At 29.0% G+C, this 26,111-nt stretch carries 29 protein-coding genes; 26 read left to right on the plus strand and 3 right to left on the minus strand.

Annotated features, from left to right (window positions below; genetic code table 11):
- Positions 1-34: 34 nt before the first annotated feature.
- The 9 genes from Q0958_RS05435 to Q0958_RS05475 all read left to right on the plus strand — a co-directional run bounded on the left by Q0958_RS05435 (position 35) and on the right by Q0958_RS05475 (position 7,731).
- Positions 35-1,477: a glyceraldehyde-3-phosphate dehydrogenase gene (locus Q0958_RS05435; protein ID WP_272148942.1), complete on the plus strand. Its 1,443-nt coding sequence runs from the start codon at positions 35-37 to the stop codon at positions 1,475-1,477.
- Positions 1,478-1,571: 94 nt separating this feature from the next.
- Complete coding sequence (locus Q0958_RS05440) at positions 1,572-1,946, plus strand: hypothetical protein (protein WP_272148943.1); 375 nt, start codon at positions 1,572-1,574, stop codon at positions 1,944-1,946.
- Between the two features lie 121 nt (positions 1,947-2,067).
- On the plus strand, positions 2,068-2,646 hold the full coding sequence (locus tag Q0958_RS05445; RefSeq protein ID WP_299120704.1) for a hypothetical protein: 579 nt from the start codon (positions 2,068-2,070) through the stop codon (positions 2,644-2,646).
- Positions 2,647-3,183, plus strand: a complete 537-nt coding sequence (locus Q0958_RS05450) for a hypothetical protein (protein ID WP_299120707.1) — start codon at positions 2,647-2,649, stop codon at positions 3,181-3,183.
- On the plus strand, positions 3,183-5,180 hold the full coding sequence (gene ligA / locus Q0958_RS05455; RefSeq protein WP_299120710.1) for an NAD-dependent DNA ligase LigA: 1,998 nt from the start codon (positions 3,183-3,185) through the stop codon (positions 5,178-5,180). Before Q0958_RS05450 ends, ligA begins: the two co-directional genes overlap by 1 nt.
- Positions 5,181-5,492: 312 nt before the next feature.
- The gene (locus tag Q0958_RS05460; RefSeq protein ID WP_299120713.1) at positions 5,493-6,149 is read left to right on the plus strand and encodes a lysoplasmalogenase; all 657 of its coding nucleotides are present in this window, start codon (positions 5,493-5,495) and stop codon (positions 6,147-6,149) included.
- Between the two features lie 7 nt (positions 6,150-6,156).
- Positions 6,157-6,876, plus strand: coding sequence for a YafY family protein (locus tag Q0958_RS05465; protein WP_150898916.1), 720 nt, complete (start codon positions 6,157-6,159; stop codon positions 6,874-6,876).
- 39 nt (positions 6,877-6,915) lie between these two features.
- Entirely contained in the window at positions 6,916-7,374 is a 459-nt protein-coding gene (locus Q0958_RS05470) for a GyrI-like domain-containing protein (RefSeq protein WP_299120725.1), read from the plus strand.
- Positions 7,375-7,731 carry a DUF1801 domain-containing protein gene (locus Q0958_RS05475; protein WP_299120728.1) on the plus strand — a complete coding sequence of 119 codons (357 nt, stop codon included), beginning with the start codon at positions 7,375-7,377 and terminating at the stop codon, positions 7,729-7,731.
- Between the two features lie 45 nt (positions 7,732-7,776).
- Here Q0958_RS05475 and Q0958_RS05480 read toward each other — a convergent pair whose 3' ends face one another.
- Positions 7,777-8,166: a DoxX family membrane protein gene (locus tag Q0958_RS05480; RefSeq protein WP_299120731.1), complete on the minus strand. Its 390-nt coding sequence runs from the start codon at positions 8,164-8,166 to the stop codon at positions 7,777-7,779.
- A gap of 136 nt (positions 8,167-8,302) precedes the next feature.
- Between Q0958_RS05480 and Q0958_RS05485 the strand changes: the two genes are divergently transcribed.
- From Q0958_RS05485 to Q0958_RS05525, 9 genes are all read left to right on the plus strand, one after another.
- Entirely contained in the window at positions 8,303-9,319 is a 1,017-nt protein-coding gene (locus tag Q0958_RS05485) for an esterase-like activity of phytase family protein (RefSeq protein WP_299120734.1), read from the plus strand.
- A gap of 28 nt (positions 9,320-9,347) precedes the next feature.
- A complete protein-coding gene (locus tag Q0958_RS05490; protein WP_299120737.1) occupies positions 9,348-9,860 on the plus strand; it encodes a hypothetical protein in 513 nt (170 codons plus the stop codon).
- Positions 9,860-10,735: a 4-hydroxy-tetrahydrodipicolinate synthase gene (gene dapA / locus Q0958_RS05495; protein ID WP_299120739.1), complete on the plus strand. Its 876-nt coding sequence runs from the start codon at positions 9,860-9,862 to the stop codon at positions 10,733-10,735. Before Q0958_RS05490 ends, dapA begins: the two co-directional genes overlap by 1 nt.
- 83 nt (positions 10,736-10,818) lie before the next feature.
- Entirely contained in the window at positions 10,819-11,367 is a 549-nt protein-coding gene (locus tag Q0958_RS05500; protein WP_299120742.1) for a hypothetical protein, read from the plus strand.
- Positions 11,368-11,379: 12 nt separating this feature from the next.
- A complete protein-coding gene (locus Q0958_RS05505; RefSeq protein WP_299120744.1) occupies positions 11,380-11,895 on the plus strand; it encodes a ferritin in 516 nt (171 codons plus the stop codon).
- A 121-nt stretch (positions 11,896-12,016) separates the two neighbouring features.
- Positions 12,017-12,838 (plus strand): outer membrane protein assembly factor BamD, encoded by an 822-nt coding sequence (gene bamD / locus Q0958_RS05510; RefSeq protein ID WP_299120747.1) that lies wholly within the window; start codon positions 12,017-12,019, stop codon positions 12,836-12,838.
- A 3-nt stretch (positions 12,839-12,841) separates the two neighbouring features.
- Positions 12,842-13,162, plus strand: coding sequence for a DNA-directed RNA polymerase subunit omega (locus Q0958_RS05515; protein ID WP_299120748.1), 321 nt, complete (start codon positions 12,842-12,844; stop codon positions 13,160-13,162).
- A gap of 1 nt (position 13,163) precedes the next feature.
- Positions 13,164-14,375 carry a bifunctional phosphopantothenoylcysteine decarboxylase/phosphopantothenate--cysteine ligase CoaBC gene (gene coaBC, locus Q0958_RS05520; RefSeq protein WP_299121748.1) on the plus strand — a complete coding sequence of 404 codons (1,212 nt, stop codon included), beginning with the start codon at positions 13,164-13,166 and terminating at the stop codon, positions 14,373-14,375.
- Positions 14,368-15,258, plus strand: coding sequence for a DUF4835 family protein (locus Q0958_RS05525; RefSeq protein ID WP_299120750.1), 891 nt, complete (start codon positions 14,368-14,370; stop codon positions 15,256-15,258). Before coaBC ends, Q0958_RS05525 begins: the two co-directional genes overlap by 8 nt.
- A 73-nt stretch (positions 15,259-15,331) precedes the next feature.
- Here Q0958_RS05525 and Q0958_RS05530 read toward each other — a convergent pair whose 3' ends face one another.
- Positions 15,332-15,541, minus strand: a complete 210-nt coding sequence (locus tag Q0958_RS05530; protein WP_299120752.1) for a helix-turn-helix transcriptional regulator — start codon at positions 15,539-15,541, stop codon at positions 15,332-15,334.
- Between the two features lie 337 nt (positions 15,542-15,878).
- Here Q0958_RS05530 and Q0958_RS05535 point away from each other — a divergent pair, with 337 nt between their 5' ends.
- The 8 genes from Q0958_RS05535 (at position 15,879) to Q0958_RS05570 (ending at position 23,145) form a co-directional block, all read left to right on the plus strand.
- Positions 15,879-16,073 (plus strand): hypothetical protein, encoded by a 195-nt coding sequence (locus tag Q0958_RS05535; protein ID WP_299120755.1) that lies wholly within the window; start codon positions 15,879-15,881, stop codon positions 16,071-16,073.
- Positions 16,074-16,085: 12 nt separating this feature from the next.
- Positions 16,086-16,289 carry a hypothetical protein gene (locus Q0958_RS05540; protein WP_299120758.1) on the plus strand — a complete coding sequence of 68 codons (204 nt, stop codon included), beginning with the start codon at positions 16,086-16,088 and terminating at the stop codon, positions 16,287-16,289.
- Positions 16,290-16,535: 246 nt separating this feature from the next.
- Positions 16,536-16,700: a hypothetical protein gene (locus Q0958_RS05545; RefSeq protein ID WP_299120760.1), complete on the plus strand. Its 165-nt coding sequence runs from the start codon at positions 16,536-16,538 to the stop codon at positions 16,698-16,700.
- 1,577 nt (positions 16,701-18,277) lie between these two features.
- Complete coding sequence (locus Q0958_RS05550; RefSeq protein ID WP_299120762.1) at positions 18,278-18,694, plus strand: hypothetical protein; 417 nt, start codon at positions 18,278-18,280, stop codon at positions 18,692-18,694.
- 135 nt (positions 18,695-18,829) lie between these two features.
- The gene (gene recN, locus Q0958_RS05555; RefSeq protein WP_150898896.1) at positions 18,830-20,482 is read left to right on the plus strand and encodes a DNA repair protein RecN; all 1,653 of its coding nucleotides are present in this window, start codon (positions 18,830-18,832) and stop codon (positions 20,480-20,482) included.
- Between the two features lie 50 nt (positions 20,483-20,532).
- Positions 20,533-21,345 carry an SDR family oxidoreductase gene (locus Q0958_RS05560; RefSeq protein WP_150898895.1) on the plus strand — a complete coding sequence of 271 codons (813 nt, stop codon included), beginning with the start codon at positions 20,533-20,535 and terminating at the stop codon, positions 21,343-21,345.
- Between the two features lie 67 nt (positions 21,346-21,412).
- A complete protein-coding gene (locus Q0958_RS05565) occupies positions 21,413-22,192 on the plus strand; it encodes a DUF3050 domain-containing protein (protein ID WP_299120765.1) in 780 nt (259 codons plus the stop codon).
- Entirely contained in the window at positions 22,192-23,145 is a 954-nt protein-coding gene (locus Q0958_RS05570; protein ID WP_299120767.1) for a glycosyltransferase, read from the plus strand. The genes Q0958_RS05565 and Q0958_RS05570 overlap by 1 nt, the downstream gene beginning before the upstream one ends.
- A 48-nt stretch (positions 23,146-23,193) precedes the next feature.
- Here the strand turns inward: Q0958_RS05570 and Q0958_RS05575 are convergent, their stop codons facing one another.
- Complete coding sequence (locus Q0958_RS05575) at positions 23,194-26,022, minus strand: pitrilysin family protein (RefSeq protein WP_299120770.1); 2,829 nt, start codon at positions 26,020-26,022, stop codon at positions 23,194-23,196.
- Positions 26,023-26,111: the final 89 nt, after the last annotated feature.

A 26,111-nucleotide genomic window follows, 5' to 3' on the forward strand; every position in this document is an offset into this window, starting at 1 on the left:
CAGCAAATTTTAAAATTTTAGTTAACACACAACTATGTCAACAATAACAAATTACGAAAAAGAAGTAGTAAGTCAAGCGCAAGTTCGAAGAGCTACGGTTGAGTTTATTAACATCGTTAACGATTTATGGTACGATAAGTCTATCGAATTAGTTTTATTTAGAAATCCATTAGTAGATAAAAGAGCTAGTGAAGTTTTAAATTTAGTTGATTACGCAAAAGAATTCGTAGCAAAACCAATTTCAATTAGCGATGCTTTAGAAATAGCAAAAGCAATTCAGTCGATCGATTTACCACCATCAAAATTAGATATCGGTAAATTAGCTTATGAGTATCATTTGCAAGATGACGAGAATGCTGACAAAATTTCATTTGTACAAAATCAATTAAGTGATGCTACAGAAGCAGAAAGTATTCAGCCAAAAGATGTAGTATTATATGGTTTTGGACGTATTGGACGTTTATTAGCTCGTGAGTTAATGACTAAAATGGGTAAAGGTTCTCAGTTAAGATTAAGAGCTGTAGTTACTCGTGGTGAAATTAACGAAGCGGTATTAGAAAAAAGAGCTTCTTTATTAAGTATTGATTCTGTTCATGGAGATTTCTTAGGAACTGTTCAAGTTGATGCTGATAATAACGCATTAATTATTAACGGAACTACTGTATATATGATTTCTGCTGCTAAACCAGAAGATATCGACTATACAGCTTATGGAATTAACGATGCTTTAATTATTGATAATACAGGTGCTTTTAGAGATGATAAAGCTTTAGCAAGACACTTAGTGCCTAATGGGGCAAGTAAAGTATTGTTAACAGCGCCAGGAAAAGGAATTCCTAACATTGTACATGGTGTAAACCATAAAGAAAACAATCCTGATAACGTGGATATTTTCTCAGCAGCATCTTGTACAACAAATGCAATTACCCCTATCTTAAAAGTTTTAGAAGATAATTTCGGAATTAAGAAAGGGCATTTAGAAACAATTCATGCATATACAAATGATCAGAATTTAGTTGATAATATGCATAATAAATACCGTAGAGGAAGAGCGGCAGCTTTAAATATGGTAATTACAGAAACTGGAGCAGGTAAAGCAGTAGCAAAAGCATTGCCAGCATTAGAAGGGAAATTAACTTCAAGTGCTATTCGTGTACCAGTACCAAATGGGTCGTTAGCAATTTTAAACTTACAATTAAATTCAAATACAACTGTAGAAGCAGTAAACGCTATAATGAAGCAGTATGCATTAGAAGGAGATTTGGTGGAGCAAATTCAGTATTCATTAAGTAATGAATTAGTTTCTTCTGATATTGTAGGAACAACTGCACCATCAATTTTTGATAGTAAAGCTACAATTGCAGATGGAAATACAATCGTAATATATATATGGTATGATAATGAATATGGGTATTCTCACCAAGTAATGCGTTTAGCTAAACACATAGCTAAAGTTCGTCGTTATACATATTATTAGAATATTAAGAAATCAATAATAAAGGCCGAAACATTTGTTTGTTTCGGCTTTTTTTTTATTTTTGGGTAGATTAATTCCCTAAAACCCCCTAAAAATGAAAAAAGTAATCGCACTTTTTGTGTTGATACTTAGCTTCGCCTCTGTATCTTATTCTCAAGAAATTAACGAAATGGATTTTTTAACTTCAGGAAAATGGTTTGTAGAAACTGTTCAGATTGGAGATGAAATTCAAGAGTTTTCAAAAAATGATAGTTGGATGGTTTTCACTAAAGACGGAAACTATCAAGTGGTTATGAGTAACCATAAAAAGAAAGGTCATTGGAAGTTAGATGAAGGGCATAAAGTAATTGAACTAGAGGAAGAGGAAAGTAAAGCGACTGGTTTAAAAATTGAAATCTTAAACGAAACAAAGCTTTTATTTTCAGCAACCGATGGAGATGTTGCCTATTCAATGAAGTTGAGTAAGTAAAAATTTTCTAAAAATCTATTAAAAAGTCGAAGTCTAAACTTCGACTTTTTTGTTTATAAGATGTTTTTAAGGAGTTAAAATCTAAAAATCTTTTCCTTAATTTAGCAATTAAACAACGTATATGAGAACACTAATAACAACACTATTATTTTTATTAATTACAAAAACTATGAATTCACAAGAACTACCTTATTATGAGATTCCCCAAGCACCTAAAGAATACACAGAAGGAACCGTAGCAAGTAGAATGATAGATGGATTAGGGTTTCGTTATTATTGGGCTACTGAAGGGTTAAAAGAAAAAGATTTACAATACAAGCCAAGTAAAGAGGCTAGAAATATGTTTGATACTCTTGATCATATTTTAGTGTTGTCAATAATGACTTTAAGTGCTGTTGAAGAAACAGAAATGAAGTTTCCAAAAGAAGGATCGTTAACGTTTGCTGAGATGCGTAAACTAACATTAGAAAATTTTAAAAAGTCAAGTGATATTTTAAGAACATCTAATAATCTTTCAAAATATATAATGAAGATAAATAGAGGGAATGGAAAAGTACAAGAATATCCATTTTGGAATCAATTAAACGGCCCAATAGCTGATGCAATTTGGCACGTAGGACAAGTAGTTTCTTTCAGACGTACAGCTGGTAATCCATTACCAAAAGGACCTAGTTTTTTAACAGGGACAGTTAGGAAATAAATGAAAGTAGTTTCTTTCTTTGTATTAGTTTTTTTATTTTATGCTTGTGAGCAGAGTAGAAATAGAACTGATAAAGTTTTATCAAGTATTAATAAGCAAGAGATAAGTGAAGTAAAAGAAAAAAGAGTTCTGTATTTTTTTACGTCGTTTGATAAAATAAGAATAGAGAACTATAGTTTATCAATAAAAAACAAAGAAAAATATACTGTTTATTTCTATGAAAATCTTGATGATAGAAAAAAGAATATCATTCTTAGGTTTAATAATAAAGAAAAAACTTTAAATTTTGGTTCGCAATTTTTTACAAAAAAAGAAGGAGAGCTTTTAGTTAAGGAGACTAAAAATAAGTTTAATTTTTATTGGCAAGGAATTAATGCTAGCCACCAAACTCAACCAATTTTATTTAATGAAGAGTATGGAGTTTTAGGTATTTATAATTCTTATGGGCCAGATTTAGTGTTTTTAAAAGAAAAGACTAAAAAATCGGATTTACTGAAAGGTATTTTAATCTCAATGGAGAACTTTAATCCAAATTAATGACAACTGAACAAAAAATACAACAATTAAGAGAGGAATTAAGAGAACATAATCATAACTATTATGTATTGGATAATGCAACAATATCTGATTATGAGTTTGATATAAAATTAAAAGAACTAGAAAAGCTAGAGGAAGAAAATCCACAGTTTTTTGATGCAAACTCACCAACACAAAGAGTTGGAGGAGGAATTACTAAAAACTTTGAAACGCTTACTCATAAAAACAGAATGTATTCTTTAGATAATTCTTATTCAAAAGAAGATTTGTTAGACTGGGAAAAGCGAATTCAAAAGATTTTAGGAACAGAAGATATTGAGTATACCTGTGAATTAAAATATGATGGGGCTTCTATAAATTTAACTTTTGAAAAAGGAGAGTTTGTAAAGGCAGTAACTCGTGGAGATGGTTTTCAAGGTGATAATGTAACGACTAATATTCGTACCATAAAATCAATTCCGCTGAAACCAAAAGGTGATTTTGTTTCTGATTTTGAAATGAGAGGAGAAATTATTTTACCACTCGATGGGTTTAATAAAATGAATGAAGAGCGTTTAGTAAAAGGAGAAGAAGCTTATAGAAATCCTAGAAATACAGCAAGTGGAAGTTTGAAACTGCAAGATAGCGCTGAAGTAGCAAAACGTCCGTTAGATTGTTTGTTGTATCAAGTAGTTACTGATGAACGTAAATATAAAACACATTTTGAAAGTTTAGAAAATGCAAGGAAAGTTGGATTTAAAGTTCCAAAAACAATTGCATTGGCAAAATCGATAGATGAAGTTTTTGAGTTTGTTAATCATTGGGATGAAAAGCGACATGATTTACCTTATGAAACAGATGGAGTTGTAATCAAAGTAAATAATTTACAGCAGCAAGAAGAGTTAGGATATACAGCAAAGGCACCACGTTGGGCTATAGCATATAAGTTTAAAGCAGAACAGGTTTCTACAGTTTTAAATGAAATTACTTATCAAGTAGGAAGAACAGGAGCTATTACTCCAGTAGCAAATTTAGAGCCTGTAGAATTAGCAGGAACAATTGTTAAAAGAGCTTCATTACATAATGCTGATCAGATAGAGAAACTAGATATTCGAATAAATGATACCGTTTTTGTAGAAAAAGGAGGGGAAATTATTCCTAAAATTATTAAGGTAGATTTATCAAAAAGACCAGCAGATTCAGAACCTACCAAATACGCTACAAATTGCCCTGAATGCGATACTGAGTTGATAAGAACAGAAGGTGATGCTAAGCATTATTGTCCAAATGAGTTTGGTTGTGCACCACAAATAACAGGAAGAATCCAGCATTATATCAGTAGAAAAGCAATGGATATTGATGGTTTAGGAGGAGAAACTGTTGATTTATTACGTAAAGAAGGTTTGATTCAGAATTATGCCGATTTATATGATTTAAAGGTTGAGCAAGTAATTCCTTTAGAGAGAATGGCAGAAAAGTCAGCTCAGAATATGGTAGATGGCATAGAGAAGTCGAAAGAAATTCCATTTGAAAAAGTATTATTTGCATTAGGAATTCGATTTGTAGGAGAAACAGTAGCAAAAAAATTAGCAAAGCACTTTAAGTCGATAGATAACTTAATGACTGCCGATTTTGAAACGTTAGTCGCTGTTGATGAAATAGGAGATAGAATAGCCCAAAGTATTATTGATTTTTCTAATGATTTAGGAAATATTCAGTTGATAGATCGATTAAAAGCTTATGGAGTGCAATTGGAAGTTTCAGCAAAAAGTTTAGAAAATCAAACCGATAAATTACAAGGAAAAGTGTTTGTAGTTTCAGGAGTTTTTCATCAAATGAGCCGAAATGAATTGAAAAAAGCAATTGAAGATAACGGAGGTAAGGTAAGTTCATCAATTTCTAAAAAAACAACATATATAGTAGCAGGAGATAATATGGGACCTAGCAAGCTAACAAAAGCAGAAAATTTAGGAATTCCGATTGTTTCAGAACAAGATTTTATTGATATGATTAAATAGTATTTAGTTTTGAATAGAAATTATATAAATAAGGCTTTTATTTGTTCAATTTGGAGTTTGTTATTTTTATTATCAGGTATTTGTTTAATATTTATATTTCCAATATTTGTTATGATTTGGTTAACTCTATTTTTTTTATTTGTTGCTTTTGTTTTTAGTGTTGTTAGTTTATTCTTCTTGTTAAAAGAGAGAAAAACTAATGAAAAATTTAAAAAATGGTTTAGTTATATAATTTCTGTTCCAACAATTCTTCTTTTTTTAGTGTTTATTTTTATGCTGTATATTAATCTATAAACTTTTTAAATTTAACTTATGACCAAACAAACCAAAATCGCTATTACATCAATATTATTTTTATTAGTAGCCATAGCAGATGTATATGCAGTAATAACAGAAACTAAAAGTTTAGAAATAATTTTTAAACCATTATTAATGACAACACTAGCAATAGTGTATTTGGTTTCAGTAAAAAAGCCTAATTTTTGGCTGGTTTCCGCTTTGTTTTTCTCATTTTGGGGAGATGTATTTTTGTTAGATGAAGCAAATTATTTTGTGTTTGGACTAGGGTCATTTTTAATAGCACATATAATGTATATCAAAATGACATCGCAGCTTTTAAAAAAGCCATCTATAAATAAAATACTAAAAGCAGCAATTATTTTTATAGCATTATTTGGAGGAGTATTATTCTTAATTATTGATAATTTAGGAGAGATGTTGTTACCAGTAATAGTGTATGGTGTGGCAATTTCAGCATTTGGAACGAGTGCTTTATTAAATTATCAACAAGAAAAATCAACAGAAAACACCTGGTTATTATTAGGAGCAATTTTATTTATTGCCTCAGATAGTTTAATCGCTTTAAATAATTTCTATGCACCTAAAAAATTATTCGTAATAGCTATTATAGTATTATATGTGGTATCTCAATACTTAATAGTAAAAGCTATGATAGCTAAAAAACAGTAGTTTTAAAATGGAAAAGCCAAGACTTTCTCGGTTAACACAATTAGTAACAATGTTACAATCTAAACGATTGATAACAGCAAGAGAGTTGGCAGAAAAGTTCAATGTAAGTATCCGAACTATTTATAGAGATATTAGAACTTTAGAAAATTCAGGAGTGCCTATTGTTACTGAGGAAGGAAAAGGATATTTTTTACAGGAAGGATATCAGTTACCGCCAGTAATGTTTTCGGAAGAAGAAGCAAATGCTTTAATTACAGCAGAACAATTAATTATAAAAAACAAGGATACCTCATTTGTAGAAAACTATTCAAATGCAATTACTAAAATAAAAGCTGTTTTAAAATATTCGCAAAAGGATAAAGCAGATTTACTTTCAAAAAGAATTGTATTTCGATTTAATCAAGAAAAAGAGCAATCGAGTAATTATTTGATGCAGTTACAAACAGCAATTACAAATTTTCAGTTGTTAGAAATAGAATATCATTCACTTCAAAATAAAACAACCAAAAGATTTGTTGAACCATTTGCCATGTATAGTACCAATTTAAATTGGTTGTTAATAGCTTTTTGTAGGTTGCGTAATGAATTTAGAGCATTTCGAATAGATTGTATACAAAAAGTTGTTGTAACTGGAGAACACTTTGAATCTCATAATATGACTTTGGAAGACTATTTTAAGATGTATATTCAAAAATATTCTGATACCCCTGACAAACCTTTGTCATAAGCTGCTTTTATTTTTGTGTAAACATTAAAAAATATAACAATGAACACATTAAAAAAAGAAGCATTTTATGTAGTTGGAATTTCAATAAGAACTACAAATGAAAACGGAAAAGCAATGCAAGATATTCCTGCATTATGGCAACGATTTATGAAAGAAGGTGTTATAAACAAGCTTTCAAATAGAGTAGGAGATGAAAGTTATGCTGTTTATACAGATTACGAAAAAGATCATACAAAACCCTATACAATGATTTTAGGCTATGAAGTAGAAAACTTAGAAAACATCCCAGAAGGAATGATTGGTAAAAAAATTGAAGCATCTAGTTATGAAAAATTTATAGCTAAGGGTGATTTAACAAAAACAGCAGTTGTTGACGAATGGATGAAAATTTGGAATTCGGATATCAACAGAACTTATACATCCGATTTTGAAGTCTACGGAAGCAAAACTCAAGACCCAACAAATGGAGAAGCAGAAATATTTATAGCTATTCAATAAATGACAAATTTAGATAACTTTTATTTCGATAAAGAAGAACCAGTTAAAGGTTGTTTGTTGGCGTTAAAAAGTATTATCCAAAATTATCATCCAGATTTGAAAGAACAATGGAAGTATCGCCTACCTTGTTTTATGTTAGGGAATAAAATATTTTGTTATCTATGGGTAGATAGAAAAACTCAGTTCCCGTATATAGCTATAGGAAATGGAGTTAAAATAGAACATCCAGACTTGATTCAAGGAAATAGAACTTTTGTAAAGTTGTTACTAATAAATCCGAATGAAGATATTCCCATAGAAAAGATTCATCAAATTTTTGATATGGCAATGAAATTATATAAAAAAAAGCGAGTTTAGAAAGTTCTAAACTCGCTTTTCAGTTAACAAATTCAAAAAAGGAAATTATAATTTGTTTCCTATAAAAGGAATATCTTTTCTATTTATAATAAGTAAAATAATACCAGCTATAAACGTAATTACTGCACAAATAAACAAAGCACCTCCATCATTATTATGTTCAATGCCCAATTTTGTTAAATGTCCCATAATAGCACCACCCATAAGACCAACGGTTAAAATAGCTCCTAACCATGTTCTCTTAGGAATGAATAATAAAATTGAAGCTATCAACTCTAAAACTCCGGTTCCTATTCTCATACTAGCTTCATTTTCTCCAGCTAGTTTAGTAAATAAATCGATACTTTCTTGAGCACCAGAGAATTTAAAAAACAAAGTTTGAAGCATAATAATAGCAGCTATCAACTTTAAAATAAGTGGTAAATATTTTTTCATTATTATTGGTTTTGTTGTTTTAGACGAGCTCTTTTTTATTCCTTACATATACATAAAGTACTATTTTTGCTTTATGAGAAAAATTATATTTTACCTACTAGTATTTTCGGTATTAACAGGATGCAAAACCGAAAAAATGTCATTAAATTTTTTGAACGAATTTATTGTTAAAGATTCTTTACAGTTTGAAAATGCAATTGTTGGAGGAATTTCAGGAATAGATTATTATAATAATGAGTATTATATGGTAGTTGACGATGCCAGAAACCCAAGAATTTTAGTTGGAGATATACTTATTGAAAAAGATTCAATAAAATCGGTAGAATTCAAACAAACAATTGAAATAAAAGATACGACAAGTTCTTTTTATAAGAATAATGTGTTGGATTTAGAATCTGTTTTCGTATACAATAATCAGTTTAATTTAGTTAGTGAAGGTTCTATAAGAAGAGGGAAAAATCCATCGATATTTGCAACAAATATGCAAGGTGAATTTCAAAAAGAAATAACAATACCAAGTTACTTTGAAGCAAATTCTAAAGCAAAACCAAAACATAACGGAGCTTTTGAAAGTTCATCTAAAAGTTTTGATAACAAAGGGTTTTGGGCAGCAATGGAAGCACCGTTAGAAGCAGATGGAGAAGAACCAACATTTCATGAAACAAAATCACCTATTAGAATTACTTATTTTGACAATGTAACTCAAAAAGCAACTAAACAGTTTGCGTATCAGCTAGAAAAAATTGATAAACCAGCGAAAGGAAAAATAAATTTAAATGGAGCTACTGCTATTTTAGAGTATGCTGAAAATAGTTTTTTTATTGTTGAAAGGATATACCAAAGTGGTTATGGAAGCTTTGGAAATACGATTAGAATTTTCAAAGCTACAATAACAAAAGAATCAACAAATACTCTAAATATGTCATCGTTGAAAAATGAAAAATATGTGCCTTTAAAAAAAGAATTGCTTTTCGATTTCAACAGTGTTAAAGATCAGTTGAGAGAAGGATTTATAGACAATGTAGAAGGTATTACTTTAGGACCTAAATTATCTAATGGTAATCAATCATTAATTTTAGTAGCTGATGATAATTTTCAATTATATGGAAAACAACTAAATCAGTTTTTATTATTAGAAATAGTAGATAAATAATGTACATTAGCGTTCGCAATTTTTTAAAATGATAAGTAAATTCAAATATAAATCGATTCAGAAGGCTTATGATGGTTTTGTAGACAAGAAAATACATAAAAATCATAAAGATAGTTTAATAAAAAAGGTTGCTATTTTATTAGATAATGAGTCTCTGGTTAATGTAATGATATCTAATTTAACAAGTAAATTTCCTTTTAAAAAAGAAAATATTACAGTACTAATATTTAGAGAGTATTCTAAAAAAGACGAAGAGTCACCTTTGTTTTTTACCGATAATGATTTTGGCTTTAATGCGAGTTTAAAATCAGACAATTTAAAAGAGTTCGTTAAAAAAGAGTATGATTTACTTATTAATTATACAAAGACTCCTAATTTATATGCGAATATGGTAACTTTGTTGTCACAATCTGATTTGAAGGCAGGTTTTGCGAATATTGACGATAGATTATATGATATTGTTATATCAGACGAAGGTCAAAATGAAGCAATTTTAAATCAGGAACTAAAAAAATATTTAACGATTTTAAATAAAATATAATGCAAAAATTTGTTGGTACTGGAGTTGCATTAGTTACTCCTTTTAACGAAGATTTAAGTGTAGATTTCGATGCACTTAGAAGGTTAGTAAACTTTAATATTGATAACGGAATTAATTATCTGGTTATTAATGGAACAACCGGAGAAAGCGGTACTATAACAAAACAAGAAAAGGAAGAAATTATAAAGGTAATAGTTGAAGAAAACAAAGGACGATTACCTTTAGTGTTAGGAGTAGGTGGAAATAATACTCAAGTAGTTGTAGATGAGTTAAAATCGCTAGATTTATCAGAGATAGATGCAATTTTATCAGTAGCACCTTATTACAGTAAACCTACACAAGAAGGTTTTTACCAACATTACAAAGCAATTTCATTAGCAAGTCCAAAGCCAATTATTTTATATAATGTACCAGGTAGGACAGCAAAAAATATGGAACCAGCAACTACGTTACGTTTAGCGAATGATTTTGAAAATATTATAGCGGTAAAAGAAGCAGGAAATAATCAACAACAATATCTAGAATTATTAAAAAATAAACCAGAAGACTTTTTAATCATTTCTGGTGATGATGATTTAGCCTTAGGAGTTGTATTAGCAGGAGGGTCAGGAGTAATTTCTGTAATAGGACAAGGATTACCAAAAGAATTCTCTAGAATGATTCAATTAGGGTTAGAAGGAAAAAATAAAGAAGGGTATGAGATTCATTACAAATTAATGGATATTGTAAATTATATTTTTGAAGAAAATAATCCAGCAGGAATAAAAGCAGTATTAGCAAAACAAGGAATTTGTTTAGATGAAGTACGCTTACCTTTGGTTACTGCCACAGAAGAGTTACAAACTAAAATTTCAGACTTTATAGATAATCTATAATTTGTCTAAAGAAAAATAAATTTTAAAAAAGACTACAATTATTTAATTGTAGTCTTTTTTATCATCTTTGTAAAAAAAAAGCTATGAAACATTTTAAAATAATATTTAAGATTTCATTTATAATTATCTTTTTAATTTCTTGTAATAAAAATTCAGAAGATATAGTAGAACAAGAGTCTTTTATTATAGTAAACGGAGAAAAGTCAAAAATTGAAAATGCATTTTGGTTTAAGAATAATCTTGGTGGTATATCCATGATATTTTTAAATGGATCTGTTGAAATTAAAGAAGGTGATGTTTATTTGGGGAATAATGTAGTTAAAGATAGGCTAGGTTATTTAGAAATAAATTTATCAATAAATAATCTTTATCATGGAGACTATAATTTTCCTATAGAATTAAAACATTTATATGGGTATATTTGTATTTCGAGTGGAGGAGGCAGCTATCCTTGTAACGATTATGTTAATATAACAGGTGTTCATGTAGATAAAGATAAAGTTACAGCTAAAGTTCAAATAAAAGAAGGGACTGATGGAGACATTGTAATAGATGTTAATGCTGATGATGGAAATAATAGAAAAATATCAGGATTTTTTAAAGGGAAAATAAATCAATTAATTTTAAATTAAGATAAAAACATTATGTTATCAAAAAAAATAGAAAAAGCTTTAAATGAGCAAATAAAAATAGAGGCAGAATCATCACAGGTATATTTATCAATGGCATGTTGGGCAGAAATTCAAGGATTTGAAGGAGTTGCGCAATTTATGTATGCTCATTCAGATGAGGAGCGTATGCATATGTTAAAATTGGTGAAGTTTGTAAATGAAAGAGGTGGACATGCGAAAGTATCGGCATTAGCAGCTCCTCCAATTGAGTTTGGTTCATTTAAAGATATGTTTCAAACATTATTTGACCACGAAGTAATGGTATCAAAGTCAATAAACGATTTAGTACATATTACATTGGAGGAAAGAGATTATGCAACACATAATTTCTTACAATGGTATGTTTCTGAACAAATAGAAGAAGAAGCGTTAGCAAGAACTATTTTAGATAAAATCAATTTAATTGGTGATGATAAAGGTGGTTTATATTTGTTTGATAATGATGTAAAGCAGATAGTTGTTCAAGGAGCTGATAACACGGCAGAGTAAGATTAACAAACATTTAGGAAATCTTTGGATTTTTTATAACAGATTTTATAGTTTATTGCAATGCTCTATTTAGAGAAAAAAATCGTTTTAATAATCCATAAATAATCATTAATTTTGCCAGATGCAAAAAATTAAAAATTTAGCGTACTTATTTGTAATGCTTTTAGTATTGTCTTCTTGTGGAGAATACCAAAAAGTGTTAAATAAAGGAACTGTAGAAGAACAATATAAAATGGCTGTGAAAATGTACGAAGCGCAAAAGTACAGTAGAGCCTTACGTTTATTTGAAAAAGTTACACCATCTTACAGAGGAAAACCACAAATGGAACGTATACAGTTTATGGTTGCTCAGTCAAGTTTTAATGTAAAAGATTATACTTCTGCAGGATATTATTTCAAAAGATTTACAAGGAATTATCCAAAAAGTTCAAAAAAGGAAGAGTCTGCTTTTTTATCAGCATTAAGTTATTATAAAGCATCTCCTCGTTTTAGTTTAGATTCTTCAGATACAAAGAAAGCTTTAGAATCTTTTCAAGAATTTATAGATAATTACCCTGATTCAGAAAAATTAGAAGAGGCTAATAAGTATTATGCTGAATTGCGCGGTAAATTAGAAAAGAAAGCTTTTGAAATAGCAAAAACATATTACCGTACGGCAGATTATGATTCAAGAAATTATAGAGCAGCAATAGTTGCTTTTGATAATTTGTTGTCAGATTATTTAGGAACAAAATATAAAGAAGAGGCTTTGTTTTATCGTTTGAAAGCTGCGCATGATTTTGTTTTAAAAAGTACATCGCGTAGAAAAGGAGCTAGAATCAAGACCGCAATTAAGGCCTATGAGAAATTAAAGAAGAACTTTCCTGAATCTAAATTCATGAAAGAATCTAATATAATGTTATCTACATTAAATAAAGAACAAGAACAATTAGTTAAAAGTTAGAAAATGGATTATAAAGAAACGAAAGCAGCATTAAGTACTATAACTTATGATAAAGAAGCTATCGAAGCTCCAACTGATAATATCTATGAAGCTATTTCAATTATAGCTAAGAGAGCTACACAAATTAATTCTGATTTAAAGAAAGAATTGGTAGATAAGTTAGACGAATTTGCTACTTATAATGACAGTTTAGAAGAAATTTTTGAAAATAAAGAACAAATTGAAGTTTCTAAGTTTTACGAGCGTTTACCAAAACCACACGCAATTGCAGTGGAAGAATGGTTAAATGACAAAGTATATCACAGAACTCCAGACGCAGAATAATATGTCTGTATTAAGCGGTAAAAAAGTTTTACTTGGCGTTACCGCTGGTATAGCTGCATACAAAACAGCGAACTTAGTTCGTTTATTTATAAAATCAGGCGCAGAAGTCAAAGTAGTAATGACTCCTGCGTCTAAAGATTTTATTACACCTCTTACCTTATCTACATTATCTAAAAATCCAGTTCATTCAACTTTTTATGAAAAAGAAGATGAAAATGAACTTTGGAATAATCACGTCGATTTAGGATTGTGGGCAGATTTAATGATAATTGCCCCAGCAACTGCAAATACCTTGTCTAAAATGACTAATGGTACTTGCGATAATTTGTTGTTAGCAACTTATTTATCGGCAAAATGTCCAGTATATTTTGCACCTGCAATGGATTTAGATATGTATCAACATCCATCAACAAAAGACAGTATAAATAGCTTAGAGAGTTTTGGTAATATATTAATACCAGCAGCTTCAGGTGAGCTGGCTAGTGGACTTGTAGGAGAGGGACGTATGGCTGAACCAGAGGATATAGTATCGTTTATTGAAAATGATATTGTTTCAAAATTACCACTCCGAGGAAAAAAAGTATTGTTAACAGCTGGCCCTACCTATGAGGCAATAGATCCTGTTCGTTTTATAGGAAATCATTCCTCAGGAAAAATGGGGTTTGAAGTAGCCAAAACAGCAGCTAATTTAGGGGCAGAAGTTTATTTAGTGTCTGGTCCTTCACATCAAAAGGTAAATCATTCATTTATTCATAGAATAGATGTAAAGTCGGCACAAGACATGTATGAGGCTTGTCATAAATACTATAAAGAGGTAGATATTGCTATTTTATCTGCAGCTGTTGCTGATTATAGACCAAAAAATATAGCTTCTCAGAAAATAAAAAAGAAAGAAACAGCGTTAACAATTGAGTTAGAACCAACAAAAGATATTTTAAAATCATTAGGTGAGATAAAAGAAAATCAATTGTTGGTAGGATTTGCATTAGAAACAAATAATGAAGTAGAAAATGCAAAAAGTAAAATTGCACGTAAAAATTTAGATTTAATTGTATTAAATTCGTTACAAGATAAAGGTGCTGGTTTTGCTACCGATACTAATAAGATAACTATAATTGATGCCGATTTTAACGAGAAATCATTTGATTTAAAATCGAAGAAGGAAGTATCAAAAGATATAATTAACGAAATAATACATAAACTAAATGCGTAAGTTTCTTTTTTTAATTTTTATTTTATCATCAGTTTTTACAATTCAATCACAAGAATTAAATGCATTAGTAACTATTAATGCCGATAAGGTTCAGAGTAGTAATAAACAAGTATATGAAACATTGCAAAAAGCATTAACAGAATTTATTAATGATAAGCAATGGACAAATAAAAAATTTAAACAACAGGAACGTATTAATTGTGCATTTACAATTATAGTAGACGAGCAAAGCGGAAATAATTTTAAAGCTAGCTTACAAATACAATCTACGCGACCAGTTTATAATTCAACCTATGCATCGCCAATTTTAAATATTAACGATACCAATTTTAATTTTCGTTATAATGAATTTGATCCGTTAAACTTTAATCCTAATATTTATGAATCAAATTTAATATCTACCATAGCATTTTATGTATATGTTATTTTAGGAGTTGATGCAGATACCTTTGCTTTAAAAGGAGGAACCAATTATTTGCAACAAGCCGAAAATGTAATGTTACAAGCTCAATCAAATGGAGAAACAGGTTGGCAAAATCAAGTAGGAAAGCAAAATAGGTTTGCATTGATAGATAATTTATTATCTTCAAATTTTACTCCTTTGCGTACTATTTATTATGATTATCATAGAAAAGGTTTTGATAATTTTTCTGATAATCCTGATGGAGCAAAAGAAGTTATAGAATCGAGTGTTATAAACTTAGATAAATTACATAATCTAGCTATTGGAAATTATATGATTCGTGTTTTCTTAGATGCTAAAGGAGATGAAATAGCAAGAATATTTACAGATGGTAAGCCAACTAGAAAAGTTCAAGAAATGAGAAGCGTACTAGAAAAAGTAGCACCAACTTATAAAGATAAGTGGAGAAAAATAGAATAAAAACTTAGTACAAACTAAGATTATTATAAAAGCTATAATGTATTAATCATTATAGCTTTTTTTATGATGTTATTTATCCTAAAAATAGTTTTTCAAAAGGTATTTCTAATACTCTAGCTATTTGATGCAAGCGAATAATAGTTAAGGTTGTTTTACCGCTTTCTATCTTACTGTAAGCATTTTGACTAATTTGAAGTAGATTAGCCATCTTATCTTGAGAGAGTCCTTTCCTTAAACGTTCTAAGCGTATATTTTCTGTAATAATTTTAATATTCTCATCCATACTTTTCAATATGTCTTAATATATCAAGACAATAAATAATTAGTTTGTATAAGTTGGGAGAATATAGTCTAACAAATTTATTAAATTAAAGTTTATAAAAACAGTTTAAAAAGCGAATTTTAAGAAAATCAAAACTTTAGGCTATATTTTAAAACTACAAGCTATTATTTAAAACCTGAGGATTTTGTGTAAAATAAAATAAAGTTTGAAATTTATCCTAGTTATTGCAATGACATGTCATAAAGCTATGAGTGACATAAAAGAAATCGTAGAATGTTATGAATTTAAAATACTATAAAATGATAATTAATAGTGTTTTATTAAAAACTATTTAAGTATGAAAAAATTAGAATTAAATCAGATGGAAAACCTTCAGGGAGCTCTTGGTTGTGGATCTTTATTTGGCTTAGCTACAGCAGGTGCTATAGGAGGATTGTTATTGGCAGCATCAGGCCCAATTGGCTGGGGAGCTGCACTTTATTTAGCATCAGGTGCTAGTATTTGGGGAACAGGAGTATTCTGTGAAGATTAAAAATTAAAAATCATGAAAGAATTAACTTTAAATCAAATGGAACTTTTAGAAGGACAAGGGTTCTGGGGTGGATTATGTGTCGGTATGGGAGCTGTTTCTGTAGGTGTAGGAATTGCTGCTACTTTTTTCTCTTGGATCCCAATTGGATGGGTTGGAGGTGCAATATTAGCTGCTGATGCTGCTTGTGTTGTATACGGCTTCAGTCAACTTGATTAAATATGGGGAAAAGAAAAAACCTTTTGATAATAGCTATAATAATTATAGCAACAACAACTGTTTTACTTTTCTTTGATTTGCTAGGATTTATTAAAAACAAATATATGCCTATGTTCGGATATGTAATAATACTACTTGGCACTGCATTTGTATTTTATAAAAGCAATAAAAAAAAGTTCTAAACTATAACCCAATAATAATTTAAACTATTATTGGATAAAATTAACAGACTAATTTAAAAAATAAATGAAAGTATATATAATGATTGTAATTATAGCAATACTGATTATTATAAATAAGTATTTGAATTTTATTGAATTACCTAAGTTTTTGTATGCAATTTCTTATGTAGTTACAGGAACAAGTTTATTTGTAGTTACATGTCTAAAAAAACAAAGAAAGAGGAATTAAATTAGTATAGACATAGATTGCTATTCCCTAGATATCCTTGTTTTTGTATTTTTAACTGATATCTATAAAATGAATAGCTATTAGTCTTTTAAGTAGATAAAAAATATTAGAAAAAGTTGAAGAACTTTACTTCCTAAATTGATTAAATAAAAGTTTATCATAATCAACAAGTAGGGTAGTTTAAAACCAATAAGTTGTATTTTAAAACTACAGGCTATTATTTAAAATTATATGTTTTAATATGAAAAAAATAAAAATATTTGATATAATTTTCTCAATACCTTTCATTTATTATGTTACAAGAATGATTTTTTTTCAAGCAAAGTAAATAAATGGGATTACATATTATTATTTATTAGTATAATATATTTAATTTTTAGAGATTGGAAAAGAGGATAAATAATTTTAAATTCTTTTTCTTCTACATACTTTCTGTTTTTATTAATAATTATTCCTTGTAACTATAAAGATACTGATTATTATAAATAAGTGTTTGAATTTTATTGAATTACCTAAGTTTTTGTATGCAATTTCTTATGTAGTTACATATCTAAAAAAACAAAGAAAGAGGAATTAAATTAGTATAGACATAGATTGCTATTCTCTAGATATCCTTGTTTTTGTATTTTTAATTGATATCTATAGAATAAATAGCTATTAGTCTTTTAAGTAGATGAAAAATATTAGCAAAAGTTGAAGAACTTTACTTCGTAAATTGATTAAATAAAAGTTAATCATAATCAACAAATTGAATAGTTTAAAACCAATAGTTGTATTTTAAAACTACAAGCTATTATTTAAAACCTAAGTGTTTTGTGTAAAACAAAATAAAGTTTGAAATTTATCCTAGTTATTGCAATGGCAAGTCATAAGGCTATGAGTGACATAAAAGAAATCGTAGAATGTTATGAATTTAAAATACGATAAAATGATAAAAATTGTATTGTTTATAATGTTGTATTTGTTTAAAAATATTTTAAAATGAAAAATTTAGAGTTGGATAAAAAGCCCCTTTATTTAATCACATATATCATTTACTTATTAGTTATATTAAATTACTTTTTATATTTATTCATTTATGAAGATAAGGTTGATATTTCTTTGATATTTTTAATGTTAGGTGGAGTTTTGATACTAATGAATAGATGTTTAGTTCGTAAAAGAATAAATATGAATTCCAAAAAATAAAATTGTTGGTTATCAGGTAGGTAAGTGTTGTATATAGAAACAGACTTTATTTTTATGAAACCAACATCAAAATTTATACAACTATTACAATAGGAGTTGTTATTTTAATAGTTTTTACAATTGCATATATGGAATATGTTATAATTAGTAAAAAAAAAAATCTTATAAACATACTTATATCTCTCTCGTTGATAATTATTTCTCTTATAATTAGTTTAATTGACAATAAGAGAAGTAATAATCAGTAGGGGTAGTAAAGTTGAAAACGCATCTTTTGAAATAATTTAAAAAGTGTCCTAATATTTAGAATGCATTTTATACGGCCATTTTTAGTTTAAGAGAGATTTATAAAGTTTAGTAGTGATTTCTATATTTTAAAATCCAAAGAAATGATGAATAAAAAGCTTGTTTTAAAAAGAAATGGAGAATTGAATAATAGAGCTAGGAGCTATAAATTATTTATTAATGACGAATACTTTGAAGATATTAATAGAAATGAAGAAAAAATTATTGTAGTAAATTCTAATACAGTCAATTTGGTTCTTAAAATAGATTGGTGTAAATCTAAAAAACATGAAATTAAGTTTAGAGATAATGAAAATCAAAAAGAATTTGAAATAAGTAGTTCAATTTCGAATAAACTTTGGAATTTAATAGTTGCAGGAATGATATTTTCGATACTTTTATTTTTTATTTTAAGAATTAATTTTTTTGGAATTTTGGCTGTAGGTTTTGTATTAATACCTTTTTATAAAATTACAATTGATAGAAATAATTATCTAATTGTTAAAGAGGTTAAAACTTAAATAAGAAGATTCTTATTGTTCAACTCCCTAGTATTTTTCTAATTTTATATTAGAATCACTTTATTATTCTTTCTATAAAAATGAATTTTTAATTCCCTCAAAATCCTTACTTTTATTTTTTCTAAAAAGTAAGATTTGTTAACACATTTATCTATACATAATTACGCGTTAATCAATCAATTATCGATTGATTACACAAAAGGCTTATCAATAATAACAGGTGAAACAGGAGCCGGAAAATCCATTTTATTAGGAGCTTTAGGCTTGGTAATGGGAAATCGTGCCGATTTATCATCTTTAAAGAATACAGAAAAGAAATGTGTAATAGAAGCACAGTTTGATGTAGAAGGTTATTCTTTACAAAACTTATTTAAGAAGTTAGATCTTGATTATGAAGCGGAGACTATTATAAGAAGAGAGATTTTACCTTCAGGAAAATCAAGAGCATTTGTAAATGATACGCCAGTTACTTTATCGGTATTAACTTCCTTAAAAGGAAGATTGATAGATATTCATTCACAGCATCAGACTATGGAATTATCTGATGTAGGTTTTCAGTTCTCTGTAATTGATGCTTTGGCTAAAAATCAAGCAAAAGTAGCATCCTACCAAAGAGGAATGGTGAAGTATAATTCTCTTAAAAAAGAATTAAAAACACTTCAAGAAGAAACTGAAAAATCTAAAGAACAATACGAATATAACTTACACTTATTTAAAGAACTTGAAGAGGCTGATTTAAAAGAAGGGGAGCAGGAAGTTTTAGAAGAAAAGCTTGATAAATTAAATAATATTGAAGAGATAAAATTAAATTTATCAGAAGCTTTACAAACTTCTATCAACGAAGAAATAGGAATTCAGAGTTTGCTTCACTCATTAGAAAATAACTTACAGAAAATTAGTTCTTTTTCTAAAAATTATGAAGAACTATCTAATAGAATCTCTAGTGTAAAGATAGAATTAGACGATGTTATTTCTGAATTAGAAACAGCGAATGAAGATGTTGAGTTTAATCCTAATGAGATAGAGGAATTAAATGATAGATTGCAATTAATTTATAATTTACAAAAAAAGCATTCGGTAGATTCTATAAAAGAGTTATTAGCTATTTATGAATCGTTGTCAGAAAAAGTAGCTCAAGTTGAAGATGCAGGAGGTTTACTAGAAGCAAAAAAATCAGAAATTAATGAGGTTGCTAAAAAGCTCGATGAAGTAGCAGCCATGATTACAAAATCTAGAAATAAAGCGATTCCTAAATTACAAAAGGAGTTAGAATTTTTATTAGCAGAGTTAGGAATGCCAAATGCTCGTTTTTCAATAGAGTTAACCGATTCTGAAGCTTATTTATCAAACGGAAAAGATAATTTAGCATTCTTATTTTCGGCAAACAAAGGAGGGAATTTTGGAGAGCTTAAAAAAGTAGCATCTGGAGGTGAACTTTCTAGAATTATGTTATCGATTAAAAAAATATTATCAAAAAATATACAATTACCAACCATTATTTTTGATGAAATTGATACAGGAGTATCCGGTGAAGTATCTAACAAAATTGCAAAGATTATGGAAGATATGGGTGCTAACATGCAGGTAATTACAATAACACACTTGCCACAAATAGCAGCAAAAGGAGCAAGACATTACAAAGTATTTAAAGGAGAAGAAAAAGGAGTTACGACTTCTAACTTAAAAGTACTGTCTGAAGAAGAGCGTATTGTGGAAATAGCAGAGATGTTAAGCGGGAAAGATATTTCAGAAAGCGCCTTAACCCACGCAAAAGAATTATTAAATTAAGGTATATTTGCTGAACAAACGAACAACTATATTTAAAAATATAAAATAATATGTATAACTTATTAAAAGGTAAGAAAGGAATTATTTTTGGAGCATTAGACGAAAATTCTATTGCTTGGAAAGTTGCGGAGCGTGCTCATGAAGAAGGAGCAGAATTTGTTTTAACTAATGCACCTATAGCAATGCGTATGGGGCAAATTAAAGAGTTAGCAGCAAAAACTGGATCTGAAATTATTCCTGCAGATGCTACTTCTATGGAAGATTTAACAAACTTAGTTGAAAAGTCTATGGAAATTTTAGGAGGAAAAATAGATTTTGTATTACACTCTATAGGAATGTCGGTAAATGTACGTAAAGGACGTCATTATACTGATTCTAAATATGATTTTACAACAAAAGGATGGGACGTTTCGGCTGTGTCATTTCACAAAGTAATGAACGTTTTATACAACAAGCAAGCGATGAATGAATGGGGAAGTATTGTTGCATTAACTTATATGGCAGCACAAAGAGTATTCCCTGATTATAATGATATGGCTGATAATAAAGCTTATTTAGAGTCTATTGCTCGTAGTTTTGGATACTTCTTTGGAAGAGATCATAAAGTACGTGTAAATACAATTTCTCAGTCACCTACACCAACAACAGCTGGGCAAGGAGTTAAAGGTTTTGATGGATTTATTTCTTATGCAGAAAAAATGTCTCCATTAGGAAATGCTACTGCTTTAGAGTGTGCTGATTATACAATTTCATTATTCTCAGATTTAACAAAGAAAGTAACGTTACAAAACTTATTTCATGATGGAGGATTCTCTAACATGGGAGTTAGTGATGCAGTAATGGAAAAATTTACTGAAGAGTAATTTTTAGATAAATAGATAAATAAAATGCAAATCGTTAGATTTGCATTTTTTATTGATATATACAGTTATGAACACAATTTTACACATTGAGAAAGAGCTTGAATCATTAAGGCAAGAGTTAAAAACACATGATTTATATACATCGTTAAAAGATATTGAAGATGTAAAAACATTTATGGAATCTCACGTATTTGCAGTTTGGGATTTTATGTCGTTGTTAAAAGCATTGCAACAAAATTTAACTTGTGTTAATTTACCATGGCTTCCAGTAGCAAACTCGACTACAGCTCAATTTATAAATGAAATTGTATTAGGAGAAGAGACAGATGTAAATGAGTTAGGAGAGCCTAAAAGTCATTTCGAGATGTATATCGATGCTATGAGACAAGCAGGAGCAGATACTTCTCAAATAGCTAAATTTATATCAAAACTTATTGATGGTGAAAATGTTCAAGAAGCCTTACAAAGTGTAAATGCTATTGATGAAGTAAAAGACTTTATAAACTTTACTTTTGAAGTAATAGCAACTTCTGAACCTCATATTATAGCTTCAAGTTTTACATTTGGTAGAGAAGATGTAATACCAGATATGTTTTTAGAAATAGTAAAAAATACTGAAGAAAAAGAAAGTTCAAATTATAGTAAACTTACTTATTACTTGAATAGACATATTGAATTAGATGGAGATGAACATGGCCCTTTATCATTAAAAATGATTGAAGAATTATGTGGTACAGATCAACAAAAGTGGGATGATGTATTGTACTATGCAAAAGAATCTTTAGCAAAAAGAATCAATCTTTGGAAAGGTATTACTAAACAAATAAATGAAAGTGTTTTAGTATAATGAAATTAAAGTTTTCTATAATAGTTCCGGTATATAATCGGCCAAAAGAAATTGATGAATTATTAGAAAGTCTTACCAAACAAGATTTTCAGCATAATTTTGAAGTTCTTATTATAGAAGATGGATCTGATAATTCTTCTGAGACTATAGTTGATAGCTATAAAGAGAAATTAAATCTTCATTATTTTTTTAAAGAGAATAGTGGAGCAGGAGCTAGTAGAAATTACGGAATGGAAAAAGCTTCTGGAAACTATTTTCTTATACTTGATTCTGATGTGATTGTTCCTCATCAGTATTTATCTGAAGTTCATCAAAGATTAGAAGAAAAATATACTGATGCTTTTGGAGGGCCTGATGCTGCACACGAAAGTTTTACAACACTTCAAAAAGCAATAAACTATTCGATGACTTCTATTTTAACAACAGGAGGAATTAGAGGAAAGAAAAAAGGAGTTGGGAAATTTCAACCAAGGAGTTTTAATTTTGGATTGTCAAAAAAAGCTTTTCTAACAACCAAAGGTTTTTCTAAAATGAAAACTGGAGAAGATATTGATTTAAGTTTTCGATTATGGGAAGAAGGTTTTGAAACTCAATTGATAGAAACAGCTTATGTTTACCATAAGAGAAGAAGTACTATTAAGCAATTTTTTAAACAAACTTTTTCTTTTGGAACGGCAAGGCCTATCTTAAACAAAAAATACCCAGAAACAGCTAAAATAACTTTTTGGTTTCCTAGTTTATTCATTATTGGATTAGACATTGCTATTATAGCAGCCTTATTTGGAATATGGCAATTTTTAGCTTTTTATGGAGTTTATTTTACTTTTCTATTCATAGATTCTTTATTTCAAAATAAAAGCCTTAAAGTAGCTTTTTTTAGTGTTATAACTACACTTACACAGTTTTATGGATATGGTTTGGGATTTCTTCAATCTCAATTTATAAAAAAATAAAAGCTCCCAATTTCATGAGAGCTTTTTTTATTTATCTACTAATCAATATTATTTTTCAGGATTTAATACTCCTAAAATATAACCATTGGTTAAATATTTTTTAGCAACTTTCTGAATATCTTTTTTAGTCAAAGCATTTACGCGATCTTCAAAAGATGTAGCATCAGAATCATCATTCTTTTGGTAGTCGACATTTTTAATTGTTCTTAACCAAAAACGATTTTTCTTAAGATCTTCTTTATGATCAGCAATCATTGCTTTTTTAGTTTTCATTAAATCTTCTTCAGTTGGACCATTTTTAACAATATCAGCAACTTGATCAACAGAAATTGTTTTTAATTTCTCAACATTTTCTGGAGCACAAGGGAATGAAATATTAAAGCGGTACCATCCGTATGGCATTTTTGAAATGCGTCCTCTAGTTCTAGAAGAATAAACTCCTCCTTCTTTTTCACGTAATTTTTCAGTTAACTTAATACTTACGATTTCTCCTAAACTAGAAAAAGCTAAGGCATCTTTTTTATTGTATTTAGCTTTACCTTGGTAAGTAATATTTACATTACTCTTAGGATCTTTACCTTTTAATACAGTTTTAGAATGTGATCCAGATAAAGGTCTGAAAGAACTTACTTTGTATGATTCATTAGAATTTTTGCCAGGTAAACTCGCTATGTATTTCTTAGAAAATTCTGCAAGTTTATTCTCATCAACATTACCTACAAAATAGAAGTTAAAATCACCAGCATCAGCAAAACGCTCTTGGTATTTTTTATAAGCTAGATTATAATCAGCTTTATCATATTTTTCAGGTGTTGGAAAACCAGTATAACGAGTATTTCCTTCATTCATAAATTCTGACATTTCTTTTTGAAAGAAGAAGTTTGGACTAGCTAATAAATTCCCTAAGAATCCTTTTTGCTTATTAACATATGATTTGAATGCTTTTTCATCTTTATTTAAAGAAGTAAAATATAAATGAACCATTTGGAAAAGCTCTTCTAAGTTTTTAGGAGAAGCAGAACCTCTAAATCCTTCACTTAAACCACTAATGTATGGATTAACACGTACAATTTTACCAGACATCATTTTAGATAAGTCATTTTTAGAATAGTTGTTAATTCCAGCTTGTGATAATGCTCCATTAGCAAAAGAAGTAGCTTTTAACTCTTCATCTGAGTATAAAGAAGTACCTCCAAAACTGAATGCATCAAATAAAATTTCGTCATTTTTAAAATCAGTCTTTTTGAAAGTAACTTTAGCACCGTTGCTTAATACAAATGTTTTCGTACCTAATTTTTTGTTTTCAGTTGTTTTAACAATTGTTCCAGCAGTAGGAGCTTTAGTAATTAAAGAAGTAGCTACGGCTTTATCTTCATACGGCTTTAAATCTTTTGTTTTTACATTGTTTAAAGCGTCTAAAACTTGTTGTTCAGTTACTACTTTTTTAGGTCCTGTAATAACAACTACACGGTTATCATCATGTAAAAAGTTTTTAATAATGTTGTTAACTTCATCAAGTTGAACTGAAGGTAATAACATTTGGTGAGCTTTGTATTCCCAATCAATACTAGGGATTGGCTCTTTGTCTAAATAGTTACTTACGTATTCACCAACAATTCTGTTAGACTCTCTTTTATCTTTGTCTTTAAAAGCTTTTTCAATACGAGCAACTACGTTCTTTTTAGCTCTATCTAATTCACCTTGTTTAAATCCATATCTCTTTACACGCTCACTTTCGTCTAGTAAAGCTTGTAATCCTTTTAATTGACCATCTGCACTAGTTCCAGCCATAGATTGGTAAGCATTTTTACCTCTAGCCCAAGTACCTCCATGGTAACTAAATCCATAAACAAAAGGTGGTTTTTCGCTGTTACGTAATTCGTCCAAACGATTGTTTAACATTTGAGCAAATAAAGACTTCACTAAAGAATTTCTATAGTCACCAACAGTAACTTCTGGTTTAGCTTCGTCATAATCTTTGTACATTAATTGTACTCTAGAAAAAGGAGCTTCTTTATCAGCTTCAATAGCGATAAAAGTCTCTTTATGATTCTTTAAAGGAGCTACCTCTCTTTTTCTTGGGTTTTTAGCCGCAGGAATTTTACCGAAGTGTGATTTAATTTTTTCCTCTAAGATTTTTACATCAACATCTCCAACAGCAACTACAGCCATTAAATCTGGACGATACCAATCTTTATGAAAACGACGAATACTTTCATGTTTAAAGTTTTCGATACTTTCTTTAGTTCCAATAGGTAATCTTTGAGCATATTTAGAACCATGCATTACCTTAGGTAAGTATTTTTCTAACATACGGCTGTCTGCACCTCTACGAGAACGGTATTCTTCTAAAACAACACCGCGCTCTTCATCAATGTCTTTTCCTTCTAATAATGCTCCATGTGCCCAGTCTTCAAGAATTTGAAAACCTTTTTCTAACTTAGTTTCATCATCACTTGGAATAGGTAAAATGTATACTGTTTCATCAAAACCAGTATAAGCATTTAAGTGTGCACCAAATTTTACACCTATAGATTGTAAATAATCTACTAATTCATTTTTCTTAAAGTTTTTAGTACCATTAAAGTTCATGTGCTCCATGAAGTGAGCTAAACCTAATTGATCATTATCTTCAAGAATAGATCCGGCGTTAACAGCTAAGCGTAATTCAACTTTGTTAGCTGGTTTAGGGTTTTGTTTAATGTAATATGTAATTCCGTTTGATAGTTTACCTATCTTAACTGAAGGGTCAGTGGGAATTTTCATAGAACGAATTTTTTCTTTTTTAGAAAGCTGTTGCTTTCTCTCTTTGGCAATTTGGCTATAGCCAGAAGTGGCTATTAAAGCGAGGGATAACCCCCATAAAATTTTTCTCATAGTATTATCTATAAATTGATTGAATTGCTAATATACTATGATAAAGTTAGAAACTAAAAGTTTAGTTGTTAATTAGTGTTAAAAAAGGC

This window comes from uncultured Tenacibaculum sp. (assembly GCF_947499065.1).
Classification (GTDB): Bacteria; Bacteroidota; Bacteroidia; order Flavobacteriales; family Flavobacteriaceae; genus Polaribacter.